At 61.1% G+C, this 14,500-nt stretch carries 11 protein-coding genes; all 11 read left to right on the plus strand.

Annotated features, from left to right (window positions below):
* Positions 1 to 136: 136 nt before the first annotated feature.
* The 11 genes from D6Z24_RS04955 to D6Z24_RS05005 all read left to right on the plus strand — a co-directional run bounded on the left by D6Z24_RS04955 (position 137) and on the right by D6Z24_RS05005 (position 14,496).
* Positions 137 to 427, plus strand: coding sequence for a metal-sensitive transcriptional regulator (locus tag D6Z24_RS04955; RefSeq protein WP_129125459.1), 291 nt, complete (start codon positions 137 to 139; stop codon positions 425 to 427).
* 18 nt (positions 428 to 445) lie between these two features.
* Positions 446 to 2,947: a heavy metal translocating P-type ATPase gene (locus tag D6Z24_RS04960; protein WP_129125460.1), complete on the plus strand. Its 2,502-nt coding sequence runs from the start codon at positions 446 to 448 to the stop codon at positions 2,945 to 2,947.
* A gap of 3 nt (positions 2,948 to 2,950) precedes the next feature.
* Entirely contained in the window at positions 2,951 to 3,169 is a 219-nt protein-coding gene (locus D6Z24_RS04965) for a heavy metal-binding domain-containing protein (RefSeq protein ID WP_129125461.1), read from the plus strand.
* 250 nt (positions 3,170 to 3,419) lie between these two features.
* A complete protein-coding gene (locus D6Z24_RS04970) occupies positions 3,420 to 4,580 on the plus strand; it encodes an ABC transporter permease (protein WP_129125462.1) in 1,161 nt (386 codons plus the stop codon).
* A gap of 9 nt (positions 4,581 to 4,589) precedes the next feature.
* Entirely contained in the window at positions 4,590 to 5,258 is a 669-nt protein-coding gene (locus D6Z24_RS04975) for an ABC transporter ATP-binding protein (protein WP_129125463.1), read from the plus strand.
* Positions 5,259 to 5,565: 307 nt separating this feature from the next.
* Positions 5,566 to 6,915, plus strand: coding sequence for a TolC family protein (locus D6Z24_RS04980; RefSeq protein ID WP_129125464.1), 1,350 nt, complete (start codon positions 5,566 to 5,568; stop codon positions 6,913 to 6,915).
* A gap of 34 nt (positions 6,916 to 6,949) precedes the next feature.
* Complete coding sequence (locus tag D6Z24_RS04985) at positions 6,950 to 8,350, plus strand: efflux RND transporter periplasmic adaptor subunit (RefSeq protein WP_129125465.1); 1,401 nt, start codon at positions 6,950 to 6,952, stop codon at positions 8,348 to 8,350.
* 33 nt (positions 8,351 to 8,383) lie between these two features.
* Positions 8,384 to 11,521: an efflux RND transporter permease subunit gene (locus tag D6Z24_RS04990; RefSeq protein ID WP_129125466.1), complete on the plus strand. Its 3,138-nt coding sequence runs from the start codon at positions 8,384 to 8,386 to the stop codon at positions 11,519 to 11,521.
* 148 nt (positions 11,522 to 11,669) lie between these two features.
* Entirely contained in the window at positions 11,670 to 12,137 is a 468-nt protein-coding gene (locus tag D6Z24_RS04995) for a hypothetical protein (RefSeq protein WP_129125467.1), read from the plus strand.
* Between the two features lie 168 nt (positions 12,138 to 12,305).
* Complete coding sequence (locus tag D6Z24_RS05000; RefSeq protein WP_129125468.1) at positions 12,306 to 13,193, plus strand: GerMN domain-containing protein; 888 nt, start codon at positions 12,306 to 12,308, stop codon at positions 13,191 to 13,193.
* Positions 13,194 to 13,269: 76 nt separating this feature from the next.
* On the plus strand, positions 13,270 to 14,496 hold the full coding sequence (locus tag D6Z24_RS05005; RefSeq protein ID WP_129125469.1) for a two-component system sensor histidine kinase NtrB: 1,227 nt from the start codon (positions 13,270 to 13,272) through the stop codon (positions 14,494 to 14,496).
* Positions 14,497 to 14,500 lie beyond the last annotated feature (4 nt).

Below are 14,500 nucleotides of genomic sequence, written 5' to 3' on the forward strand. Positions count from 1 at the left end.
GACCTCCCCCCCCATGGGAGAGGCTCCACACCAACTCCTGGACGACCTTTTCCATCTTGACAGTGGATACCCATGGGGGGTATGTTTATTTCGGAATGCATACCCCGTGGGGGTATCAAAAGAGCAGGAGGGAGCCATGACTGACTCACCTAAAGACAAGCTGACAATGCGCGTCAAGAGGATCGCCGGGCAGGTGGCCGGGATCGAGCGGATGCTGGATGAGAAGCGCTATTGCGTCGACATCCTGAACCAGATCTCCGCCGTACGCTCGGCGCTGGATGCACTGGGGGTGGAACTCTTGACCCGGCACCTGGAGAACTGCGTGTTGGGGCAGGGGGGCGAGAAGCAGCACGAAAGCGCCAAGCCGATGAGCCAGCAGCAGCTGCTGGACGAGGTGAAGACGGCGCTGTCGCGTTTTTTGAAGTAGCAAAGGGAGGAAATGGATATGTCGGAACAACTGGTTTTACGCGACCCCGTCTGCGGCATGGACGTGTCGAAATCCGCGCCGTTTAGCGCCGTGCACGAGGATGTCACCTACAAGTTCTGCTCGGCAAGCTGCATGGAGAAGTTCGTCGCTTCGCCGGAGAAGTTTCTCAAGGAGGCGCCCGCCGACGCGCCGAAGGCCGCACCCGCACCGGGAACGGTGGATCAGTGCGAGTTCCCCCTCTTGGGGATGAACTGCGCAGGGTGCGCCGGGCGCATAGAGAAGACGCTGAACACGACTCCGGGCGTCGTCACCGCCGCGGTGAACTTCGCGACGACGCGCGCTACGGTCAAATACGACCCGAACGCCACCGGCCCGGATGCCCTGAAACAGGTGGTGCGGGACATGGGCTACGACGTGCTGGAAGCGGGCGCCGGCGGCGAGGCAACCGACGAGGCCGAGATGCTGGAGGCCCAGACGCAGGTGCACGAGGCGCAGTACCGCAAAAACAGGACCAGGTTTTTCATAGCGCTCGCCCTCACCATACCGGTCGCCTTCCTGGCGATGGCAGGGCACGTGGTTCCGGCCCTGGCCGACGCTCTCAACTTCCCCGGCCGCGCATGGGTTGAACTTGCACTCACCACGCCGGTTCTTTTCTGGGCCGGGCGCGAGTTCTTCACCGGTGCCTGGGCGGCCGCCAAGCATCGCGTCGCGGACATGAACACCCTGGTCGCCTTGGGTACCCTGTCCGCCTACATCTTCAGCCTCGTTGCCACCATAGCGCCCGAATGGCTCATGGCCGGGACCTCCGCCGCGGACGGCGCGGCAGCGGGACATGCCCACGGCATGGCGGCACCGGTAGGCGTCTACTACGAGGTCGCCGCCATCATCGTCACCCTGATCCTCATGGGGCGCCTGCTCGAGGCGCGCGCCCGCAGCAAGACAAGCGGTGCCATCCACGCCCTCATCGGCCTGCAGCCGAAGCTCGCGCGCGTCGTGCGCGACGGCAAGGAACAGGACATCCCGATTGCCGAGGTGCAGTTGGGCGATGTCATCGTGGTGCGTCCCGGCGAGAAGGTCCCGGTGGACGGCGAGGTGATCGAGGGGAATTCATCAGTCGACGAGAGCATGCTGACCGGTGAACCGTTGCCGGTGCAAAAGCAGACCGGGGACACCGTTATCGGCGCCACCATGAACAAGACCGGCTCCTTCCGCATGCGCGCCACCAGGATCGGCAAGGACACCGTACTGCAGCAGATCGTCCGACTGGTGCAGCAGGCGCAGGGGAGCAAGGCGCCCATCCAGCGTCTGGCCGACCTGATCGCGAGCTACTTCGTCCCGGTGGTGATCAGCCTCGCCATCGCGACCTTCGTGGTCTGGTTCGACGTCTCTCCGCAGGAGACCCGGCTCAACATGGCCGTTCTGACCTTCGTCTCCGTGCTGATCATCGCCTGCCCGTGCGCACTCGGGCTCGCCACGCCAACCGCCATCATGGTAGGCACCGGGCGCGGCGCGCAAAGCGGCATCCTCATCAAAGGGGGCGAGGCGCTCGAGACGGCGCACAAGCTGACCACCATCGTTCTCGACAAGACCGGCACCATCACACGCGGGGTCCCGTCGGTGACGGATATCGAAGCGCAGGGGATGGACCGTAGAACTCTGCTCCAGTTGGCCGCCTCAGCTGAAGCGGGAAGCGAGCATCCTCTTGGCGAAGCGATCCTGCGCAGCGCGGAAGAGGAGGGGATCGAGAAGCTCCCGGTCTCCGGCTTCAACGCCATCCCGGGACACGGCATCGAAGCCGAGGTCGGCGGCAGGAAGGTGCTGATCGGAACGCCGCTGCTGCTCAAGAATCACGGCATAGAGGTCGATGCCGCATCCGCTCACGACCTCGCCGATGCAGGGAAAACGCCGATTTTCGCGGCCGTGGATGGTGCCTACGCCGGTGTCATAGCCATTGCCGACCCGATCAAGGATGGTTCTGCCGGAGCCGTAAAAAGGCTGCATGAACTCGGACTGGAAGTGATCATGCTGACCGGCGACAACAGGCGCACCGCCGACTCCATCGCACGGCAGGTCGGGCTCGACCGTGTCGTCGCCGAGGTCCTCCCGGACGGCAAGGGGGAGGAAATCAGGAAACTGCAGGCGCAGGGCAAGGTGGTCGCCATGGTTGGCGACGGCATCAACGACGCACCGGCCCTGGCCCAGGCGGACGTCGGCATCGCGATGGGAAGCGGCACCGACGTCGCCATCGAGGCGGCCGACATCACCCTCGTAAAAGGGGACCTGAACGGCGTCATCTCGAGCATCGCCCTGTCGCGGGCCACCATCGCCAACATCAAGCAAAACCTTTTCTTCGCCTTCATCTACAACATCCTCGGCATCCCGATTGCGGCGGGCATCCTGTACCCGTTCACCGGCTGGCTGTTGAGCCCGATCATCGCCTCGCTGACCATGGCGATGTCGTCGGTAAGCGTCGTCACCAACGCCCTGCGCCTGCGCGGGTTCACCGTGGAAAGGGGATAGATCATGGATACCGCACCGATCATAGTCACCTTGGGCGGCATCGCCCTGATAGCCTTCACCCTCTGGTTCTTTTTCGGGAAGAAGAGCGCGACCCAACCTTCATCACCGAAGGGCGCCCTCTATGCCTGCCCCATGCATCCCTGGATTACCAGCAGCGACCCGACCGCGGATTGCTCGATCTGCGGCATGAAGCTGGTAAAAAGCGACGAAGTCGGGAAGTAGCAAGACGGCCGTGTGTGGAATATTCCTCGAGGCACGTTGAATATTCTTCCGCGGCCGTGCCTCGTTTTTCCCTTCCGCGTCAGGATGCAACGAAGTTTCGGCTACTTGAGACAGATCCAAAGGCTTGGCACGCACCTTGATAATGAGAAGGCCGGTAGTCGTTGAAGACAGATGCCGTGGGATACCGCCTCCTCGGTCCCACGGCATCGACCGAGCACCCCACGAATCGACCCCGCATCACGGAGACAAGATGAAACTGCACACCATCTCGATCAACAACCTGAAACGACGCAAGGCGAAGATGGCTTTCCTCACCATCGGCCTCATGGTCGGCATCGCCACCATCGTGACCCTCGTCACCCTGACCCGTTCCATGTCCAACGACATAGAACGCAAGATGGACGAGTTCGGCGCGAACATCCTGATCACACCGCAGAGTAACGGCCTGTCCATGAACTACGGCGGCATCAGCCTTGGCGGCGTCACCTTCGACCAGCGCGAGATCAAGCAGGAAGACCTGGAGAAGGTCCGCAAGATCAAGAACAACAAGAACATCTCGGCGATCTCGCCCAAGGTGCTTGGCGGCGTGAAGATAAACGGCCACGACGTGCTGCTGGTCGGCGTCGAATTCCCCGCCGAACTGAAGATGAAGCAGTGGTGGCAGATTTTCGGCGAGGAACCGAAGGGTGAGCACGACATACTCCTCGGCAGTGACGCGTCCAATACGTTGAACGCAAGTTCCGGCGACACCATCGAGATAAAAGGTGAAAAGTTCAAGGTGGCGGGGGTGCTGAACCAGACCGGCTCACAGGACGATTCGCTGGTTTTCGCCTCGCTTCCGAAAGCACAGAAGGTCCTCGGCAAGGAAGGAAAGATCACCATGGCCGAGGTGGCCGCCCTCTGCTCCGGCTGCCCGATCAGCGACATGGTGAACCAGATCGCCGAACTGCTTCCGGACAGCAAGGTTTCCGCAATTCAGCAGGTAGTCGCCGGGCGTCTTAAAGCGCTGGACCAGTTCAAACGTTTCTCCTACGCCATGGCGGGCGTGGTCGTCTTCATCGGCTCCCTCATCGTCTTCGTGACCATGATGGGTAGCGTGAACGAGCGCACCACGGAGATCGGCGTCTTCCGCGCCATCGGCTTCAGGAAGAGCCACATCATGCGCATCATCCTGCTCGAGGCGGCGTTGGTCAGCATCCTGGCCGGTCTGCTAGGCTACGCGGCCGGTATGGGCGGGGCGAAGCTCGCCCTGCCGTTCATGGCCGAAACCAAGAACGCGCATCTCGTGTGGGACACGACGATCGCCTTCGGCTCGGTAGGGCTCGCGCTGCTCCTGGGCATCCTGGCGAGCCTCTACCCGGCACTGCACGCAAGCAAGATGGATCCGACCGAAGCCCTCAGGGCCCTTTAAGAGGACGACATGGCTATCATAGAAATCAAGAACGTGAAGAAGCAGTATCAGACCGGAGCGGATCTGGTTGAGGCGCTGCGCGGAGTGGACATAACCATCGAGGCCGGTGAGTTCATCACCATCATGGGGCAGTCCGGTTCAGGGAAGAGTACCCTGCTGTCCGTTCTCGGCGGCATGAACCATCCCACTAGCGGTGACGTCGAGATGGCAGGGGTCAAGCTGTACCAGTTGGGAAGCGAGCAGTTAGCCGACTTCCGGGCCCAGAACCTCGGGTTCGTGTTCCAGTCCTTTCACCTGATCCAGTACCTCACCGCGCTGGAAAACGTCATGCTCCCGCTTGCCATCGTGAAGATGAGCACGGCGCAGAAGAGGGATGCGGCGCAAAAGGCGCTCGAGCGGGTCGGTCTCGGCGCGAAAACGGACCGGCTTCCGAACCAGCTCTCCGGCGGCGAGCAGGAGCGCGTCGCCATCGCCCGCGCCATCGTGAACAACCCGCACATCCTTCTTGCCGACGAGCCGACGGGGAACCTCGACTCCAAGACGAGCGAGGAAGTCATGGCGCTGTTCAGGCAACTGAACGAGGCGGGGCAGACCGTGGTAATGGTCACGCACAACCCCGAAAACGGTGCTTATTCGGATCGGACCATACACTTGAAGGACGGTCTTATCAGCGACTAGTATCGCAAGCCCCTCGCGGTCCTTTGTCATGTGAGGGGGGGAAAACACGACTTCAGCCTGAGGAATCTGGAGAACACGCTTTTTTTCACTCAGTGTTCTTCAGATTTTTCCTTTTATGCCGAAAAATATCAGGGTATTGCGTTAAATATTCCCCGGTGGCTGTATAATATTCCACGCCGTCTGGTGAATATCCTTCTCGCACAGCAGCATCTTCTGCAGTGAATCACTTCTAAGTCAGTATGTTACGCGCCCGGCACGGATCGTGTAACGCCAAAGCTAAAGATATCGCCAAGTTTCCGGAGTCACCATGAAATACCGGCTATTTCCGCTGTACCTGTTACTGTCGCTGCTGTTGGTCGCCCCCGCGGCCCACGCCGACGCCGCGAAGCCCGCCACCGAAAACCTCGACCAGCTGGTGCAATCCGCCCTGGAGAACAACCCTGAACTGAAGTCATCCTCCGCGCGGTGGCAGATGTACAGAAACCGCATCAAGCAGGCGGGCGCCCTCGAAGATCCCATGCTGATGCTGAAGATCCAGAACGGTGTCGTCACCGACCCGGTCAACTTCAAGCGCGACGGCATGACCCAGAAGGTGATCGGCATAAGCCAGTTGTTCCCCTTCGCCGGAAAACGGCAGCTCAAGGAGGACATCGCCGCCGCCGAGGCGGAAGGGTACCACTGGAGCGTCGAGGAAAGAAAACTTGAACTCACTCGGATGGTGAAGGAAACCTACTACCAGATCTACTCCACCGACCACTCCCTCGCCATCCTCGACAAGAACATCAAGATCCTCGACGACTTCATCACCCTGGCCCAGACCAAGTACTCGGTGGGGCAGGGGGCGCAGCAGGACATCTACAAGGCGCTCCTGGAGCGCTCCAAGATGCTCGACATGAAGATTTCCCTCGAACAGCAGCGCAGAAGCCTCGAGGTCAACCTCAACCTGCTGCTGAACCGTCCGCAGACCACCAAGGTGGGCGAGATAAGCGACTTCAAGCTCACCCCGTTCGGTTACACACCGGATCAGTTGCTCGACATGGCCGAGGAGAGCCGTCCGCAGTTGAAGACGGTCCGGGCCCAGATCGAGAAGGGTAAGGCGGGGCGCCTCTTGGCGCAGAAGGAATCCTACCCGGACTTCAACGTCTCCTTCGAATACATGCAGCGCGACAAGGCGATGGGAAGCGACGGCTCCGACATGTACTCGCTGGGCGTCACCTTCAACCTCCCCATCCAGAAGGCGCGCCGCCAGGCGATGGTGGCCGAGTCCACCTCCGAGGTGAGCATGGGTGACGCCGAGCTCGCGGCGGTCAGAAACACCATCTCCTCCGGTATCAACGATCTTCTCGCCCAGATGGATCGGCGCAGGAAACTGGTCGATCTCTACACCACCGGGATCATCCCGCAGGCCGAGCAGTCGCTTGAATCTGCCGTCATCGGCTACCGGGTCAACAAGGTCGACTTCCTGACCCTGCTCGACAACCGGGTGACCCTCTTCAACTACGAGCGCGAGTATTACGACTCCATGGCGGACTACCAGATGAAGCTTGCCCAGTTGGAAGCGCTGGTCGGCAGGGATCTCTCTTCTGCGCCTACCTCTGATGCACCTCCGGTGCAGGAGCCGAGCAGCCGGAGCGAACATGCCGCAGGGCACCAGTGATGTTATTTAATTTCCACCCACGAGGTATCTACCTATGAACAAAAGCTTGAAGGTTGCGGTTCCCATCATCCTGGTCCTGGTCGCGGCAGCGGGCGGCGGATACTACTTTTGGCAGCAGAAACACCAGGCTCCCGCGGGAAAGGAAAAAACCGCCCAAGGGCCGGTGCTCTACACCTGCGCGATGCACCCGTTCATCATCAAGGACAAGCCGGGAACCTGCCCCATCTGCGGGATGCAGCTGATCAAGAAAGTCGAAGGGGCGCAGGCGAGCCCGGAAGAGCAGAAGATGCTCGGCCATGTCTCCCTCTCGCCGACCCAGTCGGTCATGGCCAACGTTGCGACGGTGCCGGCAGACTACGAGCCGCTCTCCAAGGAGATCAACGCGGTCGGCATCGTGCAGTACGACCAGGCGAAGCAGGCTAAGGTCACCGCGTGGGTCGCGGGGCGCATCGACAAGCTGAACGTGAACACGGTAGGTGCCTACGTCTCGAAGGGGAGGCCGGTCGCGGAGGTCTACTCGCCGGACCTCGTTGCCGCCCAGCAGGAGTACCTTCTCGCCCTTAGAAGCCGCGACCAGTTCAAGAAGTCGAGCATAGACGCGATTTCGCAGGGAGGCGAGGGGTTGGTCGCCTCGGCGCGCCAAAGGCTCAAGCTTCTTGGCGTGAAGGATGCGCAGATAGCAGGCCTCGAGAAGGCCGGGCACCCCAACATCAAGCTCCCCGTCTACACGCCGCTCTCCGGGATCGTGATCGAGAAGATCGTCCAGGAGGGGCAATACGTCAACATGGGCGATCCCCTCTTCAGCATCGCAGACCTCTCCAGCGTTTGGGTCGAGGTCGAGGTGTACGAAAACGAGTTCTCCTTCGTGAAGATGGGGCAGCACGTCGAGATCGTTTCGCAGTCCTACCCGGGCAAGACCTTCGCCGGGCGCGTCTCCTTCATCTATCCCTTCCTGGATCCGAAAACCAGGACCGTGAAGGTTAGGGTGGATCTGCCGAACCCCGGGTTGAAGCTCAAGCCGGACATGTTCGTCAACGCGAGCATCAAGGCGCCGCTTGGAAAGGCACTGGTGGTTCCGGCCACCGCGCTCATGGACACCGGGAAGCGCCAGGTGGTCTGGGTCGAGTCACAGCCGGGGATGTTCGAGCCGCGCGACGTGCAGGTGGGCGCCCGTGTGGGGGACAAGGTGCAAATCCTCTCCGGCGTGAAACAGGGCGAGAAGGTCGCGGCTTCCGGCGGCTACCTGATCGACTCCGAGTCGCAGCTTTCCGGCGGCTCCGGCGGCGGCGCGCACGAAGGGCACGGCGGGGCGGCTCCCAAGCAAGGCGCTCCCGCTGCTCCGGGTGCGGGCGGCCACGAGGGACACGGCGCCCCGGCCGCACCGGCCGCTCCGAAGAAGGGTGGCGGTCTGGACATGGGCGACATGAAGATGTAACTGCGGGCACTCCATTGAACACTGAGGTTTTACATGATTGAAAAGATCATCGAATATTCCGCCCGCAACCGAGTCATCATCCTGATGATGTTCGCCCTTCTGATCGCGTGGGGGGTGTGGGCCGTCTATAAGACGCCGGTGGATGCCATCCCGGACCTTTCCGACAACCAGGTAATCGTCTTCACCGACTACCCCGGCCGCTCGCCGCAGGTGGTCGAGGACCAGGTGACCTATCCCCTCGCGGTGAACCTGCAAGGGCTCCCGCAGGTTCGCGCGGTGCGTGCCTCCTCCGCCTTCGGTTTCTCCATGATCTACGTGATCTTCGAGGACAAGGCGGACATCTACTGGGCGAGGACCCGCGTCCTGGAACGCCTGAACTACGCGGCATCGCTGCTTCCTGCAGGTGTTGTGCCGACCCTCGGTCCCGACGGCACCGGTGTCGGCCACGTCTTCTGGTACACCCTGGAAGGGAAGGGGTACGACCTCGAACAGCTGCGCACGCTGCAGGACTGGTTCGTCCGCTACCAGTTGAACACGGTTCCCGGCGTGGCCGAGGTCGCCTCCATCGGCGGGTTCGTGCGCGAGTACCAGGTAGACCTGGATCCGAATCGCCTCTTCGCCTACAACATCAAGGTGGGGCAGGTGGCCGATGCGATCAAGAAGTCGAACAACGACGTGGGGGGCAGGCTCCTCGAGCAGGCCGACGCGGAGTACCTGATCCGCGGCCGCGGCTACGTGAAGTCGACCGCCGACCTTGAAAACATCGTCGTGGGCGCCGACATGCGCGGCACCCCGATCTACGTGAAAAACCTAGGTACGGTGCAGTTGGGCGGCGCCATCCGACGCGGCATGCTCGACATGAACGGGCAGGGTGAGGCGGTTGGCGGCATCGTGGTCATGCGCTACGGCGAGAACGCCAAGGACGTCATCGACCGGGTCAAGGAGAAGATCGTTTCGCTCGAGAAGGGGCTTCCTCCCGGCGTGAAGATCATGGTTTCCTACGACCGAAGCGACCTGATCGCCCGCGCCATCGACACGCTGAAACACTCGCTCATAGAGGAGTCGATCGTCGTCTCGCTGGTGATCCTCGTGTTCCTGCTCCACTTCCAGAGCGCGCTGGTCATCGTGCTGACCCTGCCCATCGCCGTGCTGGTCTCCTTCATCACCATGAAGCTCATGGGGGTCACCTCCAACATCATGTCGCTCGGTGGCATCGCCATCGCGATCGGCGTCCTGGTCGATGCGGGCGTCATCATGGTGGAGAACTGCTACCGGCACCTCTCCGAGATGACGCCCGAGGAGCGCCAGGAGAAGCGCCTGGAGGTGATCATCGCCTCGGCCAAGCAGGTTGGGCGCGCCATCTTCTTCTCGCTCGCCATCATCATCCTCTCCTTCGTCCCGGTCTTCCTGCTCGAGGGACAGGAAGGGAAGATGTTCCACCCGCTCGCCTTCACCAAGACCTTCTCCATGATGGGCTCGGCCTTCATCGCCATCACGCTGGTCCCGGTGCTCATGTACTTCTTCATGAAGGGGAAGATGCCGCCGGAGAGCTCCAACCCGGTCTCCAGCTTCTTCATAAAGCTTTACTCGCCGGTCATCAGGTGGGTGCTCAAGTGGAAGAAGACCACCATCGCCCTGAACGTCGTCGCGCTCGCCATCGCCATCCCGATGTTCATGAGCATAGGCAGCGAATTCATGCCTCCCCTGGACGAGGGGTCGCTCCTTTACATGCCGGTAACGCTTCCGAACATCTCGATCAACGAGGCGAAACGCCTGATCCAGGTGCAGGACACCGTGATCAAGAGCGTCCCGGAGGTGGAGCACGTGCTCGGCAAGGTGGGTCGCGCCGAGACATCGACCGACCCGGCGCCGGTCTCCATGTTCGAGAGCATCATCATCCTCAAACCCAAGGACCAATGGCGTCCGGGAGTAACCAAGGCGGACATCGTCTCGGAACTTGACGGCAAACTGCAGCAGATAGGTGTCAGAAACGGCTGGACCCAGCCGATCATCAACCGCATCAACATGCTCTCCACCGGTGTCCGCACCGACCTGGGCGTCAAGATCTTCGGCTCCGACCTGAACGTCCTGAAGGATCTGGCGGTGCAGGCCGAGGGGATCCTGAAGACGGTGCCGGGCGCCGCCGACGTCGTCGCCGAGCGTGTTACCGGCGGCAACTACATCGACATCGATATCGACCGCGAAGCGGCGGCGCGCTACGGCGTGCAGGTAGGCGACATCCAGGAGGTCATCTCCACGGCACTTGGCGGCGAGATGCTTTCCACCTCGGTAGAGGGGCGCAACCGCTTCCCGATCCGCCTGCGCTACATGCGCGAGTTGCGCAGCGACATCCCCTCCATCCAGCGCATCCTGGTCTCCGGCATGGAGGGATCGCAGGTCCCGCTTTCCCTGGTCACGAAGCTGAAGGTTTCCACCGGTGCGCCCGAGATCAACAGCGAGGGGGGGCTTTTGCGCTCCATCGTCTTCCTGAACGTGCGCGGACGCGACATGGGCGGTTTCGTGAACGAAGCGAAGACGGTACTCGAAAAACAGCTGAAACTTCCCCCGGGATATTACGTCGCGTGGTCGGGGCAGTGGGAAAACCAGGTCCGCGCGAAGGCGAGGCTGCAGATGCTGGTGCCTGCAGGCATCCTGATCATCTTCATCCTGCTCTACTTCACCTTCCACTCGGCGCTCGAGGCGAGCATGGTCATGCTCTCCGTACCATTCGCCCTGGTGGGCGGGGTCTACCTGGTGAAGCTTTTGGGGTACAACATGTCCGTCGCGGTCTGGGTGGGGTTCATCGCCCTTTACGGCATCGCGGTCGAGACCGGGGTCGTCATGGTCATCTACCTGCACGAGGCGTTGGACCGGCGGCTCCTCAAAGGGCCGGTCACCGAGCAGGACATCTACGACGCGACCTTCGAGGGGGCCGTCTTGCGCCTGAGACCGAAGCTCATGACCGTTGCCGTCGCGCTTCTCGGTCTCGTGCCGATCATGTGGTCGTCGGGAACCGGCGCCGACGTGATGAAGCCGATCGCGGCACCGATGATCGGCGGCATGATCTCCTCGGCGGTGCACGTACTCATCATGACGCCCGTGATCTTCGTCCTGATGAAGAAGCACGATCTCAAGAAGGGGAAACTTAAGTACTCCGGCATGAAGCACTGACAGGAGAATATGCCACGATGGCAGTGGAATATTCTTCAGACGCCCCTGTGACAGAAGCGACTAGATCAGTAAATACGCAGGTTTAACTATTGGCACAACGTGTGCTAAACGAAGCATGATTACTTTTTCACATCAAAGGAGAATGAACATGAAGAAACTCATCGTCCTCGTAGCAGCAGCACTCGCACTGACCGCACCGATCGCTTCCTTCGCCATGGATCACGGTTCCATGAACATGGAGCACGGCGGCCACGACATGGGCGGCGTTGCACACGAAGAAGTCGTCAATGGCGTGAAGGCAACCTTCAAGGTCATGAGCATGAAAGAGCACATGGCTGCTATGAAGATGGAACTTCCCAAGGGGATGAAAGAGACTCATCACCTTGCCGTAGAATTCAAGGACGCCAAGACCGGCAAGCCGATCACCGAAGGCGACGTGAAGGTGAAGGTACAGGGGCCTGACAAAGCCGATCAGACCAAGGACCTGATGGGGATGCAGGGGCATTTCGGCGCGGACTTCGACTTCTCCAAAAAAGGGAAGTACGGCGTCATGTGCAAGTTCAAGGTGAAAGACGGGCAGGTGCGCAGCTCCAAGTTCTGGTACACCGTAAAGTAGTTCATCCGGGGGCGGCTTCCGCGTAAGGAGCCGCCCCCGTTCCGCCTCCCACACCGCACTTCGCTCATCTTCTTCCGTCCCTGCTACAGCTGTTTTGAAGCGTATCTTATTGAAGTATTAGATTAATCATCTGGCGTTTTTACCGAAAATGGCTTAGAGGATCATTCTATGGAAAATTCTAACCTCTTCAGGCTCTCCAGTTTGGCCGCACTCCTTTTCCTGATGGTCGTCTTTGCCGGATGCAACGCCCGCAAGGAGCCTCCCGCCGAGGCTAAGGGCAGGGTGAACGCCACCGGCGCCTTCGTTTCCCAGTTCGGTCCGGTCCCACCCATCGACAAAGGAACCTGCTACGGCTTCGTCATCTACTTCCCTTCGGCTAAGGAGCCGGGCAGGGTGCTTCCTTTCCCGTTCTTCAGCTTCGACGAGGGGAGCCTCAAGAAGGTGGCTCTGGGCAAACTGGTGGCCGGCATGGGAGATCTTCCCGCCTACCATGGAGAGCTGGCGCAGCCGTTTCCCGCCGGTACCCGTGTCCTGGATGTCTCGCAGGCGGGCGACACCGTGACCGTCAACTTCAGCAAGGAACTTGCCGGTACGCAGCTCGACACAAAGGCGCAGCAGTCCCTGGTCAGCGCGGTCGTCCTGACCCTGCGGCAGTTCTCAGGCGTATCCCGCGTGGCCATCAAGGTGGACGGTGCGGATACCCCGCTCAACAAACTCACCGCATCCGTCGACGAAAAGGGCGTTCTCCCGCTCGCTCCGCCCAGACTTCTGGGCGTAACCGGGATGAAGGAGAAGGGGCGATCCGACATAGAGGAGATCGACGCGTTTTTCGACCGTCCGGTCGACATCAAGGAACTCACGCTCTCCGCTGACGGCAAGAAGATCGAAGGGGAAATCTACCAGTCGGTGTTCGACATGGCGGGTGTTCTGAAAGCGAAGAAGCCGCAACCATACCCGCCGGGAACCACCATCAAGGTGCACTGGAAGGTGGTCGACAAGATCGGCCGGGCCTCATCGGGCGACACCGATGTCGCTTTGGAAGTAAAAGAGCACTGACCTTAGTCGGCGCTGTTGCGAACGTTGAGGGAGGCGGTGGCACAGTCACCGATCCGAAAGATGACGGTTAAAGCTCATGTTTAAGAAGGCAGCGCTGCTGCTGATCATCCTCGTCACTTTCCCCATGCTCTGGTTCTCGATTTACGATTACCGGCAGGCAGGCCCGATCGCACAGGAGAACCTGCGCGGTCTTGCCCTTTCCCTCACCACGGCCATAGAAAACCTGGCCGCGAACGATCCTTCTTTCAAGCCCCTGCACGCCTTCCACCCGGTCGATGTCGCCTACTTCGCGTTCATCGACCGTCGCGGTGTCTACCGTTTCCACTCCAACAAGGATCTCATCGGCATCGCATCCGATCCTAAATCCGCAGGGGGAACTCCGCTGGAGACCCGGTCGGAAACCCGTGTGCTCCTTGGCACCGGAGAGCGCGCCTACCAGTTCACCTCGCCGGTAACCGTGCAGGGGGAGCCTCTTGCCTTGGTGCTCACCCTGCATACCTACCGCGCCGACGCGGTTATCCGCCGGGCCCGCCTCAACGCGACCATCGTCATTGGCCTTGTCCTTGCCGGATGGCTCTTCTGCATCGTGCTGATCCGGTATGAGCGACGGGAGGAACGCCACAAGCAGGAACTGGCCCGACGCGAGGCTCTCGCCAAACTGGGCGAGATGGGGGCACTGCTGGCCCACGAAATCCGCAACCCTTTGGCCGGCATCAAGGGGTTTGCCCAGGTCATCGCGGCAAAACCGCAGGAGGCGCGCAACGGTCCTTTCGCCCAAAGCATCGTTACCGAAGCGGTACGCCTCGAGGCCCTCGTCAACGATCTGCTCGCCTACGCGGCGCACGAGCCGTCGGCAATCGGGGATTTCCAGCTCTGCGACCTGCTCGATCAAGTCCTTTCCCTGCTGGAGCCGGAGGCGCGCGCCCAAGGGGTCGAGATGACGGTTGAGTGTGCCGGCGGCGTTTCGGCCCGGGCGAACCGGGACCGGGTGGAACAGGCCCTTTTGAACCTCGGCAGGAACGCACTCCAGGCCATGCCGGACGGCGGGACGTTGCGGTTCACCGCAGAGGGGCAAGGAAGGGAGACGGTCATCACCGTGGAGGATAACGGACACGGCATCGCAGAAGAGCACCGCCCGCACGTATTTGAGCCGTTTTTCACCACCAAGTCGCGCGGCACCGGCTTGGGACTCGCCCTGTGCAAGAAGATCGTGGAAGGAAACGGCGGCAGCATCACGCTGCATAGCAGGGAAGGGGAAGGGACCAGGGTTGTCCTCAGCCTTCCGGCAGCTGCGCATAGATAAAGGA

The sequence above is a fragment of the Geomonas oryzae genome, from assembly GCF_004117875.1.
GTDB classification, from domain to species: domain Bacteria; phylum Desulfobacterota; class Desulfuromonadia; order Geobacterales; family Geobacteraceae; genus Geomonas; species Geomonas oryzae.

Excerpts from the sequence above, each read along its gene's own strand:
- D6Z24_RS05000 (WP_129125468.1), top strand. The coding sequence starts at position 12,306 with ATGGAAAATTCTAACCTCTTCAGGCTCTCCAGTTTGGCCGCACTCCTT.
- D6Z24_RS04995 (WP_129125467.1), top strand. The coding sequence starts at position 11,670 with ATGAAGAAACTCATCGTCCTCGTAGCAGCAGCACTCGCACTGACCGCA.
- D6Z24_RS04965 (WP_129125461.1), top strand. The coding sequence starts at position 2,951 with ATGGATACCGCACCGATCATAGTCACCTTGGGCGGCATCGCCCTGATA.
- D6Z24_RS04975 (WP_129125463.1), top strand. The coding sequence starts at position 4,590 with ATGGCTATCATAGAAATCAAGAACGTGAAGAAGCAGTATCAGACCGGA.
- D6Z24_RS04980 (WP_129125464.1), top strand. The coding sequence starts at position 5,566 with ATGAAATACCGGCTATTTCCGCTGTACCTGTTACTGTCGCTGCTGTTG.
- D6Z24_RS04960 (WP_129125460.1), top strand. The coding sequence starts at position 446 with ATGTCGGAACAACTGGTTTTACGCGACCCCGTCTGCGGCATGGACGTG.
- D6Z24_RS04955 (WP_129125459.1), top strand. The coding sequence starts at position 137 with ATGACTGACTCACCTAAAGACAAGCTGACAATGCGCGTCAAGAGGATC.
- D6Z24_RS04985 (WP_129125465.1), top strand. The coding sequence starts at position 6,950 with ATGAACAAAAGCTTGAAGGTTGCGGTTCCCATCATCCTGGTCCTGGTC.
- D6Z24_RS04990 (WP_129125466.1), top strand. The coding sequence starts at position 8,384 with ATGATTGAAAAGATCATCGAATATTCCGCCCGCAACCGAGTCATCATC.
- D6Z24_RS04970 (WP_129125462.1), top strand. The coding sequence starts at position 3,420 with ATGAAACTGCACACCATCTCGATCAACAACCTGAAACGACGCAAGGCG.
- D6Z24_RS05005 (WP_129125469.1), top strand. The coding sequence starts at position 13,270 with ATGTTTAAGAAGGCAGCGCTGCTGCTGATCATCCTCGTCACTTTCCCC.